Raw genomic sequence first — 20,202 nt, 5'->3', positions numbered from 1 at the left:
GGAGACTGTGTGGGAGAGTAGGACGCCGCCGGACAACCATTGTCGAAGGCCCACCCCTCAAGGGGTGGGCCTTCGTCATGTCGTAAACTTGAAGACCACGGGGCGCTGCAGCCACAGGATGCCTGCTGAGCGCCGGTGAGAACGTTGATTGAGCCGCGGCCTCGTCGGAGGCCGCGAGGCGGCACGAGGCCGCGGGGCCAGGTGGTCGACAGAGCACCTCAGGAGCGCGCGGCCTGCACCGCAGGTTGCCAGAGTGCCCGCGGTTTACTTGAAGAGGGAGAGCACGTGAGCGACGACCAGGAACGCCCGGGAAGCAACGACCGGCGGGACGAGAGCAGGGGTGCGGGACGCCCTGAGCGTGGCTCCCGTGACGACGGAAGCCGTGCCCCGCGACGGGATGGCAGCAGCTCACGTCCTGAGCGTGGCTCGCGGCCGTACGGTGACCGCGCGGCTCAGGGCGATGACCGTGGTCCGCGTCGTGACGACCGTGATCGTGCGCCTCAGCGTGACTCGCGGCCGTACGGTGAGCGTGCGCCTCAGCGCGACTCGCGTCCCTACGGCGACCGTGCTCCGCAGCGTGATGACCGTGGCCCGCGTCGTGACGACCGCGACCGTGCGCCCCAGCGTGACTCGCGTCCCTACGGCGACCGTGCCCCGCAGCGTGACTCGCGTCCCTACGGTGACCGTGCCCCGCAGCGTGACTCGCGTCCCTACGGTGAGCGTGCTCCGCAGCGTGATGACCGTGGTCCCCGTCGTGACGACCGTGACCGTGCTCCGCAGCGTGATGACCGTGGTCCCCGTCGTGACGACCGCGATCGTGCGCCGCAGCGTGACTCGCGTCCCTACGGTGACCGTGCGCCGCAGCGTGACTCGCGTCCCTACGGTGAGCGTGCTCCGCAGCGTGATGACCGTGGTCCGCGTCGTGACGACCGTGACCGTGCTCCGCAGCGTGATGACCGTGGTCCCCGTCGGGACGACCGCGATCGTGCGCCCCAGCGTGACTCGCGTCCCTACGGCGACCGTGCCCCGCAGCGCGATGACCGTGGTCCCCGTCGTGACGACCGCGACCGTGCGCCCCAGCGTGACTCGCGTCCCTACGGTGACCGTGCGCCGCAGCGTGACTCGCGTCCCTACGGCGACCGTGCTCCCCAGCGTGACTCGGCCGCCGGTCGGGAGCGTGCGGAGATGCGGGACGGTCACAGCTCACGTCCGCAGCGGGCACCGCGAACCTTCGGCGAACGCCCCCGGACAGACTCGCGCTCGTCCCACCACGACGAAGCGCCGCGCGCCACGCGACCTCCCGAGCGTGATGCCGCGGGAGTTCGCCCCCCCAGGCACTCCGCTCCTGCCGAGGGCCGCGGTCGTGATGAGCGCGCACCCCGCCGCGAAGAGCACGCCGGTACGGAACGTCGAAGCTCCGGACCGGCGGCACCGGTGGCGCCCTCGATCCCCGAGGGTGTGCAGTTCTCGGACCTCGACCGCGACGCCCGCGGGCGGCTGCGGACCCTGACGAAGGACAACGCGGAAGGCGTCGCCCTGCATCTCGTGATGGCTGGCCGGCTCATCGACACGGACCCCGAGCTGGCGTACGAGCACGCCCAGGCGGCGGTCCGCCGTGCCGGGCGTGTCGACATCGTGCGGGAAGCCGCGGGCCTGACCGCATACAGCACCGGCCGCTTCGCGGAGGCTCTGCGCGAGCTGCGTACCGCTCGCCGTCTCAACGGCTCGTCCGAGCACCTCGCGGTGATGGCCGACTGCGAGCGTGGCCTCGGTCGGCCCGAGGCGGCGCTCGCTCTTGCGGCGTCGCCCGAGGCCGAGACTCTCGACGAGCTGCAGAAGATCGAGCTGGGCATCGTCGTCAGTGGAGCCCGGAGCGACCTGGGTGAGATGGAGTCGGCGGAAGCGACACTTGCCGCGCTCGATGTGCCCGCTGGACACAGAGACATCGAGCTCCGGGTGATCGAGGCTCGCCTCGCGCTGCTGCAGGAGGCAGGCCGTGACGAGGACGCGGCGCGGTTGCTCACCGGGCTGTCGGCCCGGGAGCGCGTGCTCGTGGGTGCAGACGAGCACAGCGACGAGGATGATGTCGTCGTCTTCGACCTCGAGGGGGACGAGAACGCGGATGATCGGTCGCAGGACGAGGCTGCTCAGCCGACCGCCGCACCCAGCGATTCTGTCGCGCCGACCCGTGCCGCCCCGCTGGACGAGGCATGAGGGCGGTGCTCAGAGCGAGCGAGAAGCCGCTCGCAGAGGCGTACGACCTCGCTCTGGTCGACCTCGACGGGGTCGCGTACGCGGGCCACGAGCCGATCCCGTACGCGGCGGAGGGCCTTGCTGGGGCACGGGCAGCGGGCATGCGGCTCGTGTTCGTCACGAACAACGCGTCCCGTGAACCCGTATCGGTCTCCGACCAGCTCTCCTCCCTCGACATCCCTGCGGTGCCGGACGATGTGATGACCGCCGCGCAGGCATGCGCACGGATGCTCGGCGAGCACGTCGAGCCAGGTTCGCGCGTGCTCGTCGTCGGAGGTGCCGGACTCGTCACGGCCGTGACCGAGCAGGGATACGTCGTCGTGACGTCCGCTGACGACGAGCCTGCGGCAGTCGCTCAGGGATTCGCTCCGACGCTCGGCTGGTCAGACCTCGCGGAGGCGGCCTATGCGATCTCGCGGGGGGCCGTGCACGTCGCCAGCAACCTCGACCTCTCGCTGCCCACAGCGCGCGGCTTCGCCCCGGGTAACGGATCCCTCGTCGGCGCCGTCGTCGCGGCGACCGGTGTCACGCCGTTCAGCGCGGGCAAGCCGTCCCCGGCGATGTACGCGATGGCGGTCGAGCGCGCGGGAGCAGCGAAGCCGCTCGTCATCGGGGACCGGCTCGACACGGATCTTGCGGGAGCGCGCGCTGGTGGGTATCCCGGGCTGCACGTGCTCACGGGTGTCAACAGTGCCCGGGACGACATCCTCGCCGTCCCGGGCGAGCGGCCCGACTTCATCGGGGCAGACCTGCGCAGCGTCCTGCAGGCGCACCCGGCACCGGTGCAGAAGGATGGCTGGTGGGCCTGCAACGATGCCGCAGCGCGGGTGACCGACGGCCGGCTCGAGCTCTCGGAGATGCACGACTCGTCGCTCGACCTCGTCCGTGCGGCGTGCGGCGCGGCCTGGTCGTTCGTGGACGACGGCGGCGTGCTCGATGCGTCGACGGTTCCAGATCTTCCTGTGGGCAGTGCCTGAGTGCACCCGACCGCTGGGTAGTGTGACTGGTCGCGCTCGGCACGAGCGCTCTCCGTGACAACGCACGGTACCGACGACCGACGGGAGAACCACCCCGTGACAGACCCCACCGTGGTACCAGGAGTACCCACCGCGACCGTCGCAGACAGCTCCGGCCGGGTGACGGAGGCGCTCGCCGCGCTCGACGTCCTCCAGGGGCTCGACGAGCGACCCGTCGCCGAGCACCCCGCGGTGCTCGAGACCGTGCACGAGGCTCTCCGGGCAATTCTCGAGAGCGGCCGGTGAGCTCGATCCACCCGTCCGAGCGTCGCGGTGCGGCGCGGCTCGACAGTGAGCTCGTCCGCCGTGGGCTTGCCCGGTCCCGCGGCACAGCAGGCCAGCTCATCGCGGAGGGCAGGGTCGAGGTCGCCGGACAGATCGCCCGAAAGCCAGCGACGCAGGTCGTTCCCGACGCCGTCGTCGTGGTCCGCCGCGACCCGTCAGTCCCTGACTTCGTCTCACGTGGGGCGTTCAAGCTCGACGGAGCGCTGGCCGCGCTGGGCGTCGACGGCCCCGCGGTGCGAGGCGCCGACTGCCTCGATGTCGGTGCCTCGACAGGTGGATTCACCGAGGTCCTCCTGCGGCGTGGTGCACGACGAGTGATTGCTCTCGACGTCGGGCACGGCCAGCTCGTGCCCGGATTGCGCGACGACGAGCGCGTCCACGTCATCGAGGGATACAACGCCCGGGAGCTGGCCGCCCAGGACCTTCCGTGGCAACCCGGGCTCGTCGTCGCCGATGTCTCCTTCATCTCCCTGACGATGATCCTGCCTGCGCTCGCACGCGCCGTCGGGCCGCGCGCGGACCTGCTGCTCATGGTCAAGCCGCAGTTCGAGGTCGGCAAGGAGCGTCTGGGACAGGGAGGCGTCGTGCGTGATCCTTCGTTGCATGCCGAGGCGGTGCGCGCCGTCACCGCGTGCGGCGCTGCGCTCGGTCTGGGCACCCGGGCGATCGTGCCCAGTCCCTTGCCCGGCCCGCACGGCAACCGGGAGTTCTTCGTCTGGTTCGCGCGTGCAGCTGCCCATCACGCGCCGGGAGATGACACCATCGACCGTGCGGTCAGCGCGGTGCCCGAGGGGTCCGTGCCGAGCGTCACCTGGGTCGACCGACCCGATCCGTCGACTGTTGGAGGACGAGCGTGAGCCGCAAGATCCTGGTCGTGACCCACGGGGGCCGGCAGCAGGCCGTCGCGAGCCTGCGCGGTGCGGTCCCGGAGCTGCGCTCAGCGGGGTTCGACGTCGTCCTGCACGACCACGATCTCGCTGCGGAGCTCGGCACGCACAAGTTTGCGCTCGACGACCCCATGGCCTCGCTGGACGACACCGAGCTCGTCATGGTGCTCGGGGGCGACGGGACGATCCTGCGCGCCGCCGAGATCACCCACGGGAGCGAGGTGCCGATCCTGGGCGTGAACCTCGGGCACGTCGGGTTCCTCGCCGAGAGCGAGCGGGAGGACCTGCGCGATGCGGTCCGCCGGTTGGCGGACCACGACTACGCGGTGGAGGAACGCGGGGTCCTCGACGTGGTCGTCCACCGACCGGGGGCCGAGGTCTTCCGTGACTGGGCGCTCAACGAGGCGACGATCGAGAAGAACGAGCGCGCCCGCATGATCGAGGTCGCCATCGAGGTCGATGGTCGGCCGTTGTCCTCCTTCGGCTGCGACGGGGTCGTCATGGCCACGGCGACCGGCTCGACCGCGCACGCGTTCTCCGCCGGCGGGCCCGTGATGTGGCCCGACGTCGACGCCAAGCTGCTCGTCCCGTTGTCCGCGCACGCGCTCTTCGCACGGCCCCTCGTGGTCGGCCCGCAGTCCCGCTTCGCCGTGGAGGTCACGACGGTCTCGGGAGCCGAAGGAGTGCTCATCACCGACGGGCGGCGGCGTACCGAGCTCCCCGTCGGCTCCCGGGTCGAGGTATCCACGGGGGCCACACCCGTCCGGTTCGCACGGCTCAGCCAGGCCCCCTTCACCGATCGGCTCGTGAGCAAGTTCTCGCTGCCCGTCGTCGGGTGGCGGGGGACGTCCGACGACCAACCGCACGGGAAGGTGTGAGCGTGCTGCAGGAGATGAGCATCGAGAACCTCGGCGTGATCAGCGCCGCCCGGGTCGAGCTGGGCCCGGGTCTCACCGCCATCACCGGCGAGACCGGGGCGGGGAAGACGATGGTGCTCACCGGGCTGGGGTTGCTCATGGGAGGGCGCAGCGACCCGCAGTCGGTTCGGGCCGGGGCGGCGAACGCGGCAGTCGAGGGACGTGTCACCGTCGACGACCCTGCGCTCGCCGAGCGGGTGGCGGACGCCGGTGGGGTGCTCGACGAGGACGGGACCCTCGTCATCGCCCGGACGGTCGCCGTCCAGGGTCGGTCCCGGACCCATCTGGGAGGGCGGAGCGTGCCGCAGGCGGTGCTCGCCGAGCTGGCGGCCGACCTCGTGACGATCCATGGGCAGTCGGACCAGATGCGTCTGCGCTCCCCGCAGCGGCAACGTGAGGCGCTCGACGAGTTCGCGGGCGACGCCCTCCTGGCGACCCTGGAGGAGTACCGCAGGTGCTGGAACCGGCGGGCGAGGATGCGGGCGGAGCTGACCGAGATCACCGAGCGCGCGGCGGAGCGCGCCCGCGAGGCGGAGATGCTGCGGTTCGGTCTCGCGGAGGTCGAGCGCGTCGAGCCGACGGCGGGCGAGGACGTCGAGCTCGGGCAGGAGGCCGAGCGCCTGAGCAACTCCGAGGAGCTGCGCGCAGCTGCCCGCGACGCGCTCGTCGCCGTCGCGGGAGACGACCCCGAGTCGGTCTCCCTGACCCCGGAGGCGAGCGCAGTCGCTCTCGTCGACCGCGCCCGGCGACAAGCGGAGCACGGCGGGGCCCACGACCCCGCGCTCGCTGCCGTCGCGGCGCGTCTCGCTGACGTCGCGTACGCGCTCGCCGACATCGGTGGTGACCTCGCGAGCTACCTGTCCGGGCTGGACGCCGACCCTGCCCGCCTCGAGGCCGTGGAGGCGCGCCGCGCCGAGCTCGGGCACCTGACCCGGACCTACGGCCGAGACGTCACCGAGGTGCTCGAGTGGGCGTCTGCGGCGAGCGCACGGCTCATCGAGCTCGAGGACGACGACGAGCGGATCGGTGTCCTCGGAGCCGAGCTCGCCGAGCTGGACACGGAGCTGGCGACGCTCTCCGGCCAGCTCAGTGCCGCGCGGACCCGGGCCGCCGTGGAGCTCGGGGACGCCGTCACGCGTGAGCTGCGCGGTCTGGCGATGGGTGGGGCGACCCTCGAGGTCGAGGTGAGCCCTCTCGACGAGCCCGGGCCGTGGGGGAGCGACGCCGTCCAGATGCTGCTCAGTGCACACCGGGGCGGTCCACCGCGGCCCCTCGGCAAGGGCGCCTCCGGTGGTGAGCTCTCCCGGGTGATGCTGGCCATCGAGGTCGCGCTCGCGACCTCGAGCGCCTCCGGGGCCCGTCGGACACCGACGATGATCTTCGACGAGGTGGATGCGGGCGTCGGCGGCAAGGCGGCTGTCGAGATCGGACGACGGCTCGCGCACCTGGCGCGCTCGACGCAGGTCGTCGTCGTCACGCACCTGGCACAGGTGGCTGCGTTCGCCGACACGCACCTCGTCGTGACGAAGGCGGCACCCGGGACCTCGTCCCAGGACGAGATCACCCAGTCGGGGATCCGGGTCGTCGGGGACGCCGACCGCGTCCAGGAGCTCGCACGGATGCTCTCCGGGCAGGACGGGTCGGAGGTCGCGCAGCGCCACGCGGAAGAGCTCCTGGCGATGTCCGCTGTGCGATCATGAGACTGATGAGAATCTTCACGAAGTCGGCTCCGGTCGCCACGGGACCCGGCCTGCGTGGTGTGGCCAAGGTCGACCGCCGGACCAAGGACCTCACCAAGCGCATCGACGTCGGCGACATCGCCGTGATCGACCACCAGGACATCGACCGGATCGCCGCGGAGGCGCTCGTCGGTGCCCGTCCTGCCGCGATCCTCAACGCGTCGCGCTCGATCTCTGGCCGGTACCCCAATCTCGGACCGAGCATCATCGTCGAGGCGGGCATCCCGCTCATCGACGATCTCGGCCCCGACGTCATGTCGATCCGGGAGGGGCGCACCATCCGCGTCGAGGACGGCTCGGTGTACCTCGGCGACCATCTCGTGGCCGAAGGCATCGAACAGAGCCCGGAGTCGGTCGCCTCAGCGCTCGAGGAAGCCCGCGAAGGTCTGTCCGCCCAGCTGGAGTCCTTCGCTGCGAACACGATGGACTACCTCCGCCGAGAGCGGGACCTGCTGCTCGACGGCGTGGGAGTCCCCGAGATCTCGACGAAGATCGCCGGGCGGCAGGTCCTCATCGTCGTCCGCGGCTACCACTACAAAGAGGACCTCCTCACGCTGCGGCCGTACATCAAGGAGTACCGACCGATCCTCATCGGCGTCGACGGCGGCGCGGACGCGATCATCGATGCGGGGTGGTCCCCGGACCTCATCGTCGGAGACATGGACTCGGTCTCCGACAAGGCGCTGCGCTCCGGGGCCGAGATCGTCGTCCACGCGTACCGGGACGGACGAGCCCCCGGGATGGAGCGCGTGGACGCGCTGGGTGTCCCACACGTCGTCTTCCCGGCCGCAGGCACGAGCGAGGACATCGCGATGCTCCTGGCTGACGACATGGGTGCAGAGGTGATCGTCGCGGTCGGCACGCACGCCACCCTCGTGGAGTTTCTCGACAAGGGCCGTGCCGGGATGGCCAGCACGTTCCTCACCCGGCTGCGCGTGGGGGGCAAGCTCGTCGACGCGAAGGGCGTCTCTCGCCTCTACCGGCACCGGATCTCCAACGCCCAGCTCGTGCTGCTCGCGGTGGCCGGGCTCGTCGCCGTCGCAGCAGCGATCACGTCGACCTCCGTCGGTCAGACCTTCCTCGGTCTCACGGCCGCGCGCCTCGACGACCTCTGGTCGTGGGTGACCCACCTCTTCACGTGACGTCCGGCCCGTGGTCGCCCGCCCACGATCTCTTCCCACTTCTCAGAAGGTTCCACTCCCGTGATCGACTTCCGGTACCACATCGTCTCGCTCATCTCCGTGTTCCTTGCACTGGCCGTCGGGATCATCCTCGGCGCAGGGCCGCTCAAGGAGTCCATCGGTGACCAGCTCACGGGACAGGTGGACGTCCTGCGTACGGAGAAGGACGAGCTGCGTGAGCAGGTCGACTCGACCCAGGCGACACTCACGAGCACCGATGCGTTCGTCGCGGCGTCTGCGCCCGATCTTCTCGAGGGAGTGCTTGCGGGCCGCCGCGTCGGGATCGTCCAGCTCGGCGCGATCGACGACGCCGTCATCGTGGGCGTCGAGGCCCAGATCGCCGCAGCCAGCGGGACGATCAGCATGCGCACGCAGCTCACGCCGGCGTGGACGGACCCTGAGACGGCGGACTCCCGCCAGTCCTACGCGACAAGCCTCACGGACTACCTCGCGGACACCGCCACCACGGACGGGTACGACGTCACGCTCGCTCGTGCGCTCGTCGAGGCGATGACCGCCGCCGACCCCGCCGCACCGGACGCGTTCTCGGCCGACGCGATCCTTGTCCAGGAGATCCTCGTCAGCGCGGAGCTCGTCGAGGTGCTCGGGACGCCCACAGGACCGGCTGACGTCATCGTCGTGCTGTCCGGAGGGGCGCCGACCGTGGGAGACAAGGAGTCTCCGAGCGACGACGAGCTGCGTGCGGCCGCGGCCCTGCAGCGCAACGTCGCCGTCGCCGCCCAGGCAGGCTCGGAGGGCGCCGTGCTCGCGACCGGGACGTCCGCGGAGAACGGTGTCGTGACGATCGTCCGGGAGGACGAGTCGTTGTCCGGGTCGATCACGACCGTCAGCGACATGAACAGGATCACGGGGCAGGTGACGATCCCGCTCGCTCTCGCTGCACGCGTGGCGGGGGTGGTGGGGCAGTACGGGCCCGAGGAGGACGCCACGGCGATCATGCCCGCTCGGGTGGCCCTGGAACCCGTGGACCGGACCCCGGTCGTGGGCGACGGCGCGGAGGCGACGGAGCCCGACCCGGCGATCGAAGGCGCAGGGTGAGCGCCCGCTGGCTCGGCGCCGCACTTGTCGGTGCCGTGACGACGAGCGCCGCCCGCCGCGCCCTCGGGGCGCGGCCACCGGGCGGCAGCGCGCAGTGGACCAGGGAGAACCACCGGTCCGAGCAGGTGAGCCTGCTCGAAGGGCCCGCGGTCGTGCTCGGTCTCATCGGCGGGGCGCTCGCCGCCGACGGTGGACCACGTCGGTGCGCGGCGGCGGTGCTGGCCACGGCTGCCGCAGGTGCCTTCGGCGTCCTGGACGACCTCACGGAGGACGTGAGCACACGCACGAAGGGACTGCGCGGTCACCTCACGGCTGCCGCGAACGGGCAGGTGACGACGGGCGCCCTGAAGGTCGTCGGGATCGGGGCCGCGGGACTGGTCGCCGCGGCGCTCGGCGGTGACGCCACACCGTCGTCGCGCACCCGCCGGGTCGTCGACATCGCCGTCGATGGTGCCCTCATCGCTGCCTCCGCGAACTTCATCAACCTCCTCGATCTCAGGCCAGGACGCGCGCTCAAGGCCGGCATGGGGGCTGCCGCCAGCCTCGTGGTCCTCGCGCCCGGCGGCGCAGCCGCAAGCGCGGTGCTCGGAGCTGCCGGCGCCGCGATGCACCGGGACCTCGCGGAGCAGGACATGCTCGGCGACGGTGGAGCGAACGCCCTGGGCGCGCTCCTCGGCACCCAGGTCGCGTTCTGGGCCCCACGTCCGGTGCGGGTCACCGCGCTCATGGTCCTCGTCGGGCTCACTGCGGCGAGCGAACGGATCAGCTTCTCCCGGGTGATCGCCGACGTCCCGTGGTTGCACCGCGTCGACATGTGGGGTCGACGCCCCCCGTCTTCCCCGTCCATGCCCACCACGCAGAGCGCCGCGGAATGAGAGCACGGTTCGCCCCTGCGGCGCAGAGCCTCGCCGGGGCGGCCGTGCTCATCACCGTCGTCACGATCGCCAGCCGGGTCCTCGGCTTCGGCCGCTGGGCGGTGCAGGCGGACCAGCTCGGTGTCGGCGGCGTCAATGCGGCGTACGCCGCAGCGAACCTCCTGCCGAACGTGCTGTTCGAGGTCGCTGCGGGCGGTGCGCTCGCGGGCACGGTCATCCCCCTGCTCGCGGGACCGCTCCTGCGCCAGGAGAAGGAGACCGTCTCCGCCATCGCGTCGGCCCTGCTCACGTGGGCGCTCGCGGTGCTGCTGCCTCTCGGAGTCCTCGTCGCGGTCTTCGCCGACGAGATCGTCGGGCTCATCGCGGACACGGGCGAGGGGGTCGACGCCGAGGTCACCGCGTTCTTCCTCGCGGTGTTCGCGGTCCAGATCCCGCTCTACGGTGTCGGGGTCGTGCTCGGTGGCGTCCTGCAGGCCCATCGGCGCTTCTTCTGGCCCGCGTTCGCACCGATCCTCTCGAGCGCTGTCGTCATCGTCGCGTACGTCGTGTTCGGTGCGCTGGCGGACGGCCAGCAGGGAACGCCAGCGGAGCTGTCGGACTCCTCCCTCAACTGGCTCGCCTGGGGCACCACCGCCGGTGTCGCGGCGATGAGCCTGCCGCTGCTCGTCCCCGTCGCCCGGACCGGCACGCGGCTGCGCCCGACGTTCCGGCTTCCGCCCGGCGTCTCGCGTCGGGCACGGCACCTCGCGACGGCGGGCATCGGCGCGCTGCTCGCGCAGCAGCTGTCCGTGCTCGCCGTGTTCTACGCCGCGACCCGGTACGGGGGCAGCACGGCGTACAACGTGTACACCTTCGCCCAGGCGGTCTACGTGCTGCCCTACGCGATCCTGGCGGTGCCGCTCGCCACGAGTGCGTTCCCGCGCCTGGCCTCCCGGGCGTCCGCAGGTGACCGCGAGGGTTTCGCCCGCCTGAGCGGTGCGACGACGAGGGCTGTCCTCGTCGTGTCCGCGGTCGGTGTGGCAGCGCTCGTCGCGGGGAGCGGACCGGTCGAGGCAGTCTTCGACTCGTTCACGCCAGGAGGCGTGCGGAGCATGGCCGTTGCGATCGCCTGGGCCGCCCCCGGTCTCGTCGGCCTCGGCCTGATCTTCCATCTCTCACGGATCCTCTACTCGATCGACCAGGGCCGGGCCGCGGTGGTCGGGACCGCGACGGGGTGGGTCACCGTCGTCATCGTCTCCCTCGTCCTGCCCGCTCTGCTCGTCGGCAGGAGCATCGACGTCACACGGACGCTCGCGGCGATCGGAGTCGCCCACACGGTCGGCATGAGCGTCGCTGCCGGCATGCTTCTCGCGTCGCTGCGCCGGCACGTGGGCCACGGGGTGCTCCGGGGATTGCCCCGGACCGCCCTCGTCCTGCTCATCGCGACCGTGGTCGGCGCTGGGGCCGGGCACCTGCTCACGTCCCAGCTCCTGCCCACGGACCCGTCGATCGTGGTCAGCGTGCTCGTGGGGATCCTCGGAGCCGCCGTCGGCGGAGGGATCGTCGTCGGAGCGGTCCTCGTCGCCGACAGGTCAGCACTGAGTGGTCTGCGTGGGACGACAGGCACGAGCGGGGCCGACGCGGCCGTCGCACCGAGCGTCACGGGGGCGAGCGATGAGCAGCACTGAACGGCCGATCGTGCTCCAGGTCCTCGGGTCCAGTGCCGGAGGTGTGGCACGACACGTCGCCCAGATCTCTGCCGCGCTGGCGGCGGGCGGGTCCCCGGACCAGTCCGCGTACACGGTGAGGATCGCTGGACCCGATTCGGTGCGACCGATCGTCCTCCCGGTCGATGGGGCGGTCGGTGAGGCGGTCGGTGACGATCCGCACGGATCGGACGCACACGTCGAGCACGGGCAGCCAGTCGTGGCGACTCCGGAGTTCCACCCGGTGGAGATCGCCGACCGACCTGGCGCAGCGGACACACGGTCCGTCCGGCGCCTGCGCGAGCTCGCCCGGGACGTCGACGTCGTGCACGCGCACGGACTGCGAGCAGGTGCGCTCGCGGTGCTCGCGGTGCGGACGTTGCCCGTCTCCGTGCGTCCCCGCCTCGTGGTGACCCTGCACAACCTCCCGGTCGGCTCGCGAGCGGTCCGCCTGGTGTCGCAGGCGCTCGAGCGGATCGTCGCGCGCGGCGCCGACGTCGTGCTGGGGGTCAGCATGGACCTCGTGCGGCTCGCCCAGACGCGCGGCGCCCGGGCGACCGCCCGGGCGCTCGTCCCCGCACCAGCAGCGAGCACTGTCGTGGCCGAGGCGGACGAGGTCCGACGCGAGCTCGGTGTGCAGGACGGCCAGCGGCTGCTCGTCACGGTCGGACGGCTCGCTCCCCAGAAGGGCCTCGAGACGCTCTGCGACGCTGCGGAGCTCCTGCGTCCCGCTGCGGTGACCGGCGACGACGTCGTGGCGCAGCAGGACGTCCTGTGGGTGCTGGCAGGTGGGGGTCCGCTCGAGGCGACACTGCGGCAGCAGGTGACGGACAGGAGCCTGCCGGTGCACCTGCTGGGGTTCCGCGACGATGCGCCCGCCCTGCTCGGGGCGGCGGACGTCGTCGTGAGCACCGCGGTGTGGGAGGGGCAGCCGTTGTGGCTCCAAGAGGCGCTCGCGGCCGGAGCCGCGGTCGTCGCGACGGACGCCGGCGGGACCCGGGAGGTCACCGGCAGTGCCGCACGCCTCGTGCCTGTGGGGGACGCCGTCGCGCTGGCGAACGCCGTCCGTGCTCTCCTCGACGACGACGAAGCGCTTGCGGCGCTCCGCGCACAGGCACGGGACCGGGCGTCAGAGCTGCCGACGATCACCGACGTCGTGGCGAGCCTCGTCCCGCTCTACCGAGGGGTCTGACGCTGGCGGGGCACCTGGCTCGCCCGTGGTCGTGCAGGCCGGCCGGTCCGGGGGAGCGGGCTCGGTGATAGAGTCGAACCCCGTGGCAGATCATGGGAACAGGTTTCAGTCCAGCAGCCGAGTCCGGTCGGGATCGACGACGCGGCACATCTTCGTGACCGGGGGTGTGGCCTCCTCCCTCGGTAAGGGATTGACGGCCTCCAGCCTCGGCAGACTCCTCCGTTCGCGCGGTCTGCGCGTGACGATGCAGAAGCTCGACCCCTACCTCAACGTGGACCCGGGGACGATGAACCCGTTCCAGCACGGTGAGGTCTTCGTCACCGAGGACGGCGCCGAGACAGACCTCGACATCGGTCACTACGAGCGGTTCCTCGACGTCGACCTAGCCGCAGCGGCGAACGTCACGACGGGGCAGGTCTACTCGCAGGTCATCGCCAAGGAGCGCCGCGGGGAGTACCTGGGCGACACCGTCCAGGTCATCCCGCACATCACCGACGAGATCAAGACGCGGATGCGCGCCCAGGCCGGCGACGACGTCGACGTCATCATCACCGAGATCGGTGGCACGGTCGGCGACATCGAGTCCCAGCCGTTCCTCGAGGCCGCCCGCCAGGTGCGTCACGACGTGGGACGCGACGACGTGTTCTTCCTCCATGTCTCCCTCGTGCCGTACATCGGGCCGAGCGGGGAGCTGAAGACCAAGCCGACGCAGCACTCGGTCGCCGCCCTGCGGAGCATCGGCATCCAGCCCGACGCCATCGTGCTGCGCGCCGATCGCGACGTGCCGGAGGGCACCAAGCGCAAGATCGCCAACATGTGCGACGTCGACAACGAGGCCGTCATCACCTGCAAGGACGCGCCGAGCATCTACGACATCCCGAGGGTCATCCACTCGGAGGGCCTCGACGCGTACGTCGTGCGCCGGCTGGGCCTGCCCTTCCACGACGTCGACTGGCACGGTTGGTCGCAGCTGCTCGAGCGCGTCCACGAGCCCGCCCACACCGTCGAGGTCGCTCTCGTCGGCAAGTACGTCGACCTCCCGGACGCCTACCTCTCCGTCACCGAGGCCCTGCGCGCCGGCGGGTTCGCCAACGACGCGAAGGTCTCGATCCGCTGGGTCCCGTCCGACGAGTGCCAGACGCCCGAGGGTGCGCAGAGGGCGCTCGGTGGCGTCGACGCGGTCCTCGTCCCCGGTGGCTTCGGCATCCGCGGTATCGAGGGCAAGCTCGGCGCGCTGCGCTGGGCGCGCGAGGGCAAGGTGCCCACGCTCGGCATCTGTCTCGGCCTGCAGTCGATGGTCATGGAGTACGCGCGCAACGTCGTGGGCCTCGAAGGCGCGTCGTCGTCCGAGTTCGACCCGGAGACCCGGCACCCGGTCGTCGCGACGATGGCGGAGCAGAAGGCGATCGTCGGCGGAGACGGCGACCTCGGCGGGACGATGCGCCTCGGGTCGTACGAGGCCGTGCTGGCGCCCGGCTCGGTCGCAGCGGGCGTGTACGGCTCCGAGCGTGTGTCCGAGCGCCACCGCCACCGCTACGAGGTGAACAACGCCTACCGTGCCCAGCTCGAGGAGGCGGGGCTCGTCATCAGCGGCACGTCGCCGGACTCGCTGCTCGTCGAGTTCGTCGAGCTGCCCGCGTCGGTGCACCCGTACTACATCTCGACCCAGGCGCACCCGGAGTTCAAGTCGCGTCCGACGCGTGCCCACCCGCTGTTCTCCGGGCTCGTGACGGCGGCCCTGGCCGCCCGGGACACGGCACAGGCATGACCGGCGGTGCAGGGGACCGGCTGGTCGACGTCCGGGCCCCTCGCCCCGTGACCGCTCACGAGGTGCTGCACGAGGGACGGATCTTCGACCTCGTGCGCGACGACGTGGATCTGGGCGGCTCGACGGTCCGTCGCGAGTACGTCGATCACCCCGGAGCGGTCGCGGTCGTCGTCCTCGACGAGGACGAGCGGATGCTGCTGCTCAAGCAGTACCGGCACCCGGTCGCCCGGGAGCTGTGGGAGCCGCCGGCTGGCCTGCTCGACGTCAGCGGTGAGCCGGCGCAGACCGCTGCCGCCCGTGAGCTCGCCGAGGAGGCGGACCTCGTTGCCGCCCGCTGGGACGTGCTTGTGGACTACTTCACGACCCCTGGCGGCAACAACGAGGCGCTGCGGGTCTTCCTCGCACGTGACCTGTCGCCGGTTCCTCAGGCAGACCGGCACGTCCGCGAGGACGAGGAGCGGGACATGGAGGTGCGCTGGGTACCGCTCGACGAGGCCCGCGCCGCGGTGCTGAGGGGGGACCTGCACAACCCGTCGGCGGTGGTCGGGGTCCTTGCCGCGACGGCGGCACGTGACTCGGGGTGGACCACGCTGCGTCCGGCGGACGCCCCGTGGCCTGAGCGGAAGGGCTGAGGCCGAGCGGAGGGAGCGCCTCGGACGTGCGGAGCGATGTCCGCGCTGCCCCTTTTCGGTAGCACTGTCCAGAGTGTGCGGGGACCGCTACGCTGTGCGGCACAGGACTCGACCAACGGCGGTCGGGTTGACCGCCCACGGGTGGTCGTCGAGCTCGGGGGAGTCGTCCTATGTCCGCACGCCCGTCAGGCACGCTGTCCCGTCTCGCTGCGTTCACCGCAGCAGCGCCCCTCGTGCTCGTGCCGATCCTCCTCGCTCCGGGAGCGCCAGCGGCTGAGCCCGCCGCCCTGTCGGTCCTGGCCGACTTCGAGGGAGGTGCTCCCGCCGGCTTCTTCTCCTACGGCTCCGCCGGCTTCGGCATCGTCGAGGTCGCCGAGGGGGCGCCGGAGGCGCGCCCCGGGCAGGTAGGTCCGGCGGAGGTGCTGTCGTACGGCTTCGACGTCACCATGGAGGGTGCGTTCGGCGGGGTCGGCAACAACCTCTCGACCGCCTCGGACTGGTCCGCGTTCGACGGGGTCCAGCTGTGGTTCCGGGGGACCGGCAGCGGCGCGGAGTTCCAGGTCGAGATCTTCGACGGCGGGTCGGATGCCGACACGTCGGAGCGGTTCGACCACACGGTCGTCGACGACGCCGTGGGGTGGGAGCTCGTGCAGATCCCGTGGGCGGACTTCGCCCGGGCGACGGACTTCCAGCCGGCAGGCGCGCCGGACGACGGGCTGGGCCTGACGACGATGTGGGGGTTCGCGCTGCCCGCCGCTTCCGGGGTCGCGACGGTGCTCGTCGACGACATCGCCGTCTACTCCGAGACCGCGGTCACCCCGACCGTCTCCTTCTCCGCCGCGGCGCTCCAGGCGGTCGAGGGATCCACGGCGCAGGTCACGGTGGGTCTGGACGTCGCCTCGAGCGATCCGGTGACCGTGACCTACGCGACGGCCGACGGCACGGCGACGGCCGGGAGCGACTACACGTCGACGAGTGGCACCCTGACGTTCGCGCCCGGGGTGACGTCCCAGTCCTTCTCCATCACCACGACGGCCGACGACGCGCCCGAGGCCGACGAGACCGTCGGCCTCTCCCTCGCCGAGGCTGCAGGGGCGACCCTGGGCTCCTCGGTCGCGACACTGACCATCCTCGACGACGACACGGCACCGACCGGCCCGTCGCACGAGCGATCGATGCTCGTCGATGACTTCGAGCAGCCGTTGCCGTCCGGTGCAGACGGGGCCGTCCCGGTGGGCTGGTTCACCGCGCAGGATCCCCAGGGGACGGTGACGTTCGGCCCCACGACCACACCGCCGGCACCGGTCCCGGGCTCGCCCGCGGGCAACACCGCCCTCGGTGCGACCTACGACGTCCAGTCCTACGGCGTCGTCGTGCACAACTTCACCGACGAGACCGCGTCGGTGTGGCAGCCGCAGGACTGGAGCTCCTACGAGGGGATCGGGTTCTGGATGTACGGGTCCGGGACCGGGAACGGCCTCTTCCTCGACGTCGTGGAGAACCGGAACGGGGGATCGACGACCGACGATGCGGAGCGGTTCGTCGTGAACTTCACGGACAGCTGGACCGGGTGGCGGTACCTGGAGTTCGACTTCGACGACTTCTCCCGCAAGGAGATCGGCAACGGCGCACCCAACGACGGGTTCGAGAGGACCGACGTCCACGGCTACGCCATCGGTGCGCTCCGGACCGACGTCCCGCGCACGTTCTTCGTCGATGACGTCGTCGTCTACGGGCAGGCCGAGCAGGCGCCGCTCTCCGTGGGCTTCGACCGCGCTGGCTACACCGCGGTCGAGGGCTCACCCGCCACGGCCGTCGTCCGGCTCAACCGGGCGTCGGACGCCGACGTCTCGGTGGCGTACGCGAGCGCCGACGCCACGAGCAGGACCGCGACCGAAGATCTGTCGGCGACGCTCGACCGGGACTACTCGGCAGTGAGCGGGACGGTGACCATCCCCGCCGGGGAGCGGGAGGCGACCATCACCGTGCCGACGCTGCAGAACGCCAAGCACGAGGTCGACGAGACGTTCCTCCTGGGCCTGTCCGACCCGGTCGGTGCCGAGCTCGGGTTCGTGCGCACGGCGACGGTGAGCATCGAGGACGACGACGAGATCGACCCTCGGCTCATCGACGACTTCGAGTCCTTCCCATGGTTGTTCGGGACGCAGGGCGAACCAGGGCTGGCTGTCCGGGAGATCGCGAGCGGCACCTCGGCCGCCTACCCGGGACAGGACTCGTACGAGCACGTCCTCGACATCACGACGGACGGCCAGGCGTCGATCTTCCGCGACTTCCCGGTGGGACAGGACTGGTCGCAGTCGCAAGGACTGAGCTTCTGGTTCGAGGGGCAGGGCGACGGCGGGACCGTGACGGTCGACCTGGCCGACAACGGTGTGCCCGATCCCGGTGTGACCGGGTGGACCCAGGTGTGGAGCGACGAGTTCGACGCACCAGCAGGCACACCAGCCGACCCGACGCGGTGGTCGTACGAGACCGGCGGGTGGGGATGGGGCAACGACGAGCTCCAGTACTACACCGACAGCACGGACAACGCGGCCCACGACGGCGCCGGCAACATGGTGATCACCGCCCGGGAGATCGACCCTGCCACCACGGACCTGCAGTGCTGGTACGGGCCGTGCACGCACACCTCCGCGCGGCTGGTCACGGAGCAGAAGGCCGAGTTCGCGTACGGGCGCATCGAGTCCCGGGTGCTCGTGCCGCGCGGAGCGGGGATCTGGCCCGCCGTCTGGGCGCTGGGGACGGACTTCCGCGAGGTGGGCTGGCCGCAGACCGGCGAGATCGACATCATGGAGTTCGTCGGCAAGCTGCCCAACGAGGTCTTCGGCACGGTCCACGGCCCCGGCTACAGCGGCGGGGCGTCCTTCGGGAACACCTATGAGCTCGACGAGCCCGTCTACGAGGACTGGCACACGTTCAGTGTCGAGTGGACGCCCGGCGCTATCAGCTGGTTCGTCGACGGGATCCAGTACCACGAGGCGACGCCCGCGGACGTGGCTGACAACCCGTGGGTGTTCGACCACCCGTTCTCGCTCCTGACGAACGTCGCGGTCGGCGGGAACTTCGGCGGGCCCCTCGGGGACGACCTGGACTTCCCCCAGTCGCTCACGCTCGACTACGTACGGGTGTTCCAGGCGGCGGACACGGCTGAGCGGTTCGAGGCTCAGGTCGTCGACGACCAGGCGGGCTGGCGCGAGGTGGTGGTCCCCTTCGACAGCCTTGTCCGCAGCGCCGAGCAGCCAGCGGGAGCTCCTGACGACGGACTCACCCTCACGGACGTCCAGGGGTACGGCTTCACCCTCGCGCCAGACGGCCCCCCGAGCGATCGCGCCGCCGCGGCGGCAGTGTCACGGGTGAGCATCGACCGCGTGATGCTCCTCGACGAGCTCCCCGCCGGGCTCCCACCCGTCGTCGCCCCACCCGTCGTCGAGCCGGTCGTGGAACCTGTCGTCGAACCCGCGCCCGGGGTGGTCCCACCGCGGACGAGCAGTGCGCCGGTGCTCCGAGGGCCGGCCGGCGGACGGTACGGGTCGCTCCCGGCGACCGGTTCGGACGGGGTCGGCACGCTCCTGGCCGTCGTGATGCTCACGCTCACGCTCGGTGGTGGTCTCTACGGCGCGGCGCGCGTCCGTCGACGCGGAGGCGAGGTCACCTGACAGCCGCGGCCGCGGGGTTCCGCCGGGGCTGCCCGACGTGGCGAGACCGGTGCTGGCACCGGACCCGTGGTCAGGACCGGGTGCGGAGTGCGAGGGGAACGCGGACGCAGCCGACGGTGAGGAGCGCAGCGCCGAGCATGTGCACGCCCACGAGGATCTCGGGCAGGCCAGTGAAGTACTGGACGTAGCCGATGGCCCCCTGGGCGAGAGTCACAGCAACGAGGACCCACACGACGCGGCGCGCTCGCGTGCCCTGTAGCGCGCTCCGGTGCACGAGGACGACGAGGACCGCGAGGACGGCGAGGAAGACCCAGACCGACGCCGCGTGGAACCGGGTGATGTGCGCGGGATCCAGCGCGAAGCGGTACCCGACCTCGCTGTCGCCCGAGTGCGGTCCCGCACCGGTGACGATGACCCCCAGCACGAGGACCGGGACAAGGAGCACCTGCAGCAGGTAGCCCGTCGCGCGTGCCGCTCGAGAGGCGACGGGAACCGGAGGGCCGTCACCCTCGGCGCTGCGGTCGAGGAGCACGGCGGACACCGCGACGAGCGCCATCGAGATGAGGAAGTGGGAGCCGACGATCGCGGGGTGGAGGTCCATGTGGACGGTGATCCCACCGATGACCGCCTGGATGGCCACTCCGGCGAGCGGGAGCGTGCCGAGCACCCGGTACGCGGTGCTGCGTCGCCGGTCCGTCCACACGAGCAGCAGGACGGCCAGGGCGGCGATGCCCACGACGCCGGTGAGCGTCCTGTTCCCGAACTCGATGAACGGGTGGTAGCTCGTGGCCTCGTGCAGCACCGGGGTGAACTGACCGGGCTCGCAGAGCGGCCACGTGGAGCACCCCAGACCGGAGCCGGTGAGGCGCACCGCGCCACCCGTGACGACGATCCCGATCTGCGCGACGAGATTGGCAAGGAGAGCCGTGCGTGTCCAGGGCCGCGCCCGCGCGAGCCAGCCCGCCTCGGGCGCGGGTGCGCCAGCAGTGCCGGGAGCTTCGGGTGCGGAGGTCGGAATGCTCACGATCCCACGGTA

Annotated in this window: 16 protein-coding genes; 14 read left to right on the top strand and 2 right to left on the bottom strand. The window is 71.5% G+C overall.

Features of this window, described 5'->3' with window-relative positions; all coding sequences use genetic code 11:
- Window positions 1-408: 408 nt before the first annotated feature.
- A complete protein-coding gene (locus tag AC54T1_RS13405; RefSeq protein WP_496912245.1) occupies window positions 409-1,200 on the bottom strand; it encodes a hypothetical protein in 792 nt (263 codons plus the stop codon).
- Window positions 1,201-1,434: 234 nt separating this feature from the next.
- Between AC54T1_RS13405 and AC54T1_RS13400 the strand changes: the two genes are divergently transcribed.
- From AC54T1_RS13400 to AC54T1_RS13335, 14 genes are all read left to right on the top strand, one after another.
- Entirely contained in the window at window positions 1,435-2,214 is a 780-nt protein-coding gene (locus tag AC54T1_RS13400) for a hypothetical protein (protein ID WP_484344254.1), read from the top strand.
- Entirely contained in the window at window positions 2,211-3,230 is a 1,020-nt protein-coding gene (locus AC54T1_RS13395; protein ID WP_496912244.1) for an HAD-IIA family hydrolase, read from the top strand. The genes AC54T1_RS13400 and AC54T1_RS13395 overlap by 4 nt, the downstream gene beginning before the upstream one ends.
- A gap of 96 nt (window positions 3,231-3,326) precedes the next feature.
- A complete protein-coding gene (locus AC54T1_RS13390; protein WP_496912243.1) occupies window positions 3,327-3,515 on the top strand; it encodes a hypothetical protein in 189 nt (62 codons plus the stop codon).
- On the top strand, window positions 3,512-4,411 hold the full coding sequence (locus AC54T1_RS13385; protein WP_496912242.1) for a TlyA family RNA methyltransferase: 900 nt from the start codon (window positions 3,512-3,514) through the stop codon (window positions 4,409-4,411). The genes AC54T1_RS13390 and AC54T1_RS13385 overlap by 4 nt, the downstream gene beginning before the upstream one ends.
- A complete protein-coding gene (locus AC54T1_RS13380) occupies window positions 4,408-5,319 on the top strand; it encodes an NAD kinase (protein WP_484344258.1) in 912 nt (303 codons plus the stop codon). The genes AC54T1_RS13385 and AC54T1_RS13380 overlap by 4 nt, the downstream gene beginning before the upstream one ends.
- Before the next feature lie 2 nt (window positions 5,320-5,321).
- Window positions 5,322-7,058 carry a DNA repair protein RecN gene (gene recN, locus AC54T1_RS13375; protein ID WP_496912241.1) on the top strand — a complete coding sequence of 579 codons (1,737 nt, stop codon included), beginning with the start codon at window positions 5,322-5,324 and terminating at the stop codon, window positions 7,056-7,058.
- Between the two features lie 5 nt (window positions 7,059-7,063).
- Window positions 7,064-8,239, top strand: coding sequence for a putative cytokinetic ring protein SteA (gene steA / locus AC54T1_RS13370; RefSeq protein ID WP_484344260.1), 1,176 nt, complete (start codon window positions 7,064-7,066; stop codon window positions 8,237-8,239).
- Window positions 8,240-8,299: 60 nt separating this feature from the next.
- On the top strand, window positions 8,300-9,337 hold the full coding sequence (locus tag AC54T1_RS13365) for a copper transporter (RefSeq protein WP_496912240.1): 1,038 nt from the start codon (window positions 8,300-8,302) through the stop codon (window positions 9,335-9,337).
- Window positions 9,334-10,212, top strand: a complete 879-nt coding sequence (locus tag AC54T1_RS13360) for a hypothetical protein (protein ID WP_496912239.1) — start codon at window positions 9,334-9,336, stop codon at window positions 10,210-10,212. The genes AC54T1_RS13365 and AC54T1_RS13360 overlap by 4 nt, the downstream gene beginning before the upstream one ends.
- Window positions 10,209-11,879, top strand: coding sequence for a murein biosynthesis integral membrane protein MurJ (gene murJ / locus AC54T1_RS13355; protein WP_496912238.1), 1,671 nt, complete (start codon window positions 10,209-10,211; stop codon window positions 11,877-11,879). Before AC54T1_RS13360 ends, murJ begins: the two co-directional genes overlap by 4 nt.
- Entirely contained in the window at window positions 11,866-13,089 is a 1,224-nt protein-coding gene (locus tag AC54T1_RS13350; RefSeq protein ID WP_496912237.1) for a glycosyltransferase, read from the top strand. Before murJ ends, AC54T1_RS13350 begins: the two co-directional genes overlap by 14 nt.
- Window positions 13,090-13,171: 82 nt before the next feature.
- Entirely contained in the window at window positions 13,172-14,857 is a 1,686-nt protein-coding gene (gene pyrG, locus AC54T1_RS13345) for a CTP synthase (RefSeq protein ID WP_496912236.1), read from the top strand.
- Window positions 14,854-15,489 (top strand): NUDIX domain-containing protein, encoded by a 636-nt coding sequence (locus AC54T1_RS13340; protein WP_484344266.1) that lies wholly within the window; start codon window positions 14,854-14,856, stop codon window positions 15,487-15,489. Before pyrG ends, AC54T1_RS13340 begins: the two co-directional genes overlap by 4 nt.
- Before the next feature lie 170 nt (window positions 15,490-15,659).
- The gene (locus tag AC54T1_RS13335) at window positions 15,660-19,166 is read left to right on the top strand and encodes a carbohydrate binding domain-containing protein (RefSeq protein ID WP_496912235.1); all 3,507 of its coding nucleotides are present in this window, start codon (window positions 15,660-15,662) and stop codon (window positions 19,164-19,166) included.
- A gap of 70 nt (window positions 19,167-19,236) precedes the next feature.
- Here the strand turns inward: AC54T1_RS13335 and AC54T1_RS13330 are convergent, their stop codons facing one another.
- Window positions 19,237-20,190: a COX15/CtaA family protein gene (locus AC54T1_RS13330; RefSeq protein WP_496912234.1), complete on the bottom strand. Its 954-nt coding sequence runs from the start codon at window positions 20,188-20,190 to the stop codon at window positions 19,237-19,239.
- Window positions 20,191-20,202 lie beyond the last annotated feature (12 nt).

This window comes from Sanguibacter sp. Z41_6, from assembly GCF_059621145.1.
Note: the sequence above shows the minus strand (reverse complement) of the source record. Positions and strands in the feature narration are given on the sequence as shown.

Coding starts and splice junctions, on each gene's coding strand:
- murJ (WP_496912238.1), top strand. CDS start 10,209: ATGAGAGCACGGTTCGCCCCTGCGGCGCAGAGCCTCGCCGGGGCGGCC.
- AC54T1_RS13395 (WP_496912244.1), top strand. CDS start 2,211: ATGAGGGCGGTGCTCAGAGCGAGCGAGAAGCCGCTCGCAGAGGCGTAC.
- AC54T1_RS13335 (WP_496912235.1), top strand. CDS start 15,660: ATGTCCGCACGCCCGTCAGGCACGCTGTCCCGTCTCGCTGCGTTCACC.
- AC54T1_RS13350 (WP_496912237.1), top strand. CDS start 11,866: ATGAGCAGCACTGAACGGCCGATCGTGCTCCAGGTCCTCGGGTCCAGT.
- steA (WP_484344260.1), top strand. CDS start 7,064: ATGAGAATCTTCACGAAGTCGGCTCCGGTCGCCACGGGACCCGGCCTG.
- AC54T1_RS13340 (WP_484344266.1), top strand. CDS start 14,854: ATGACCGGCGGTGCAGGGGACCGGCTGGTCGACGTCCGGGCCCCTCGC.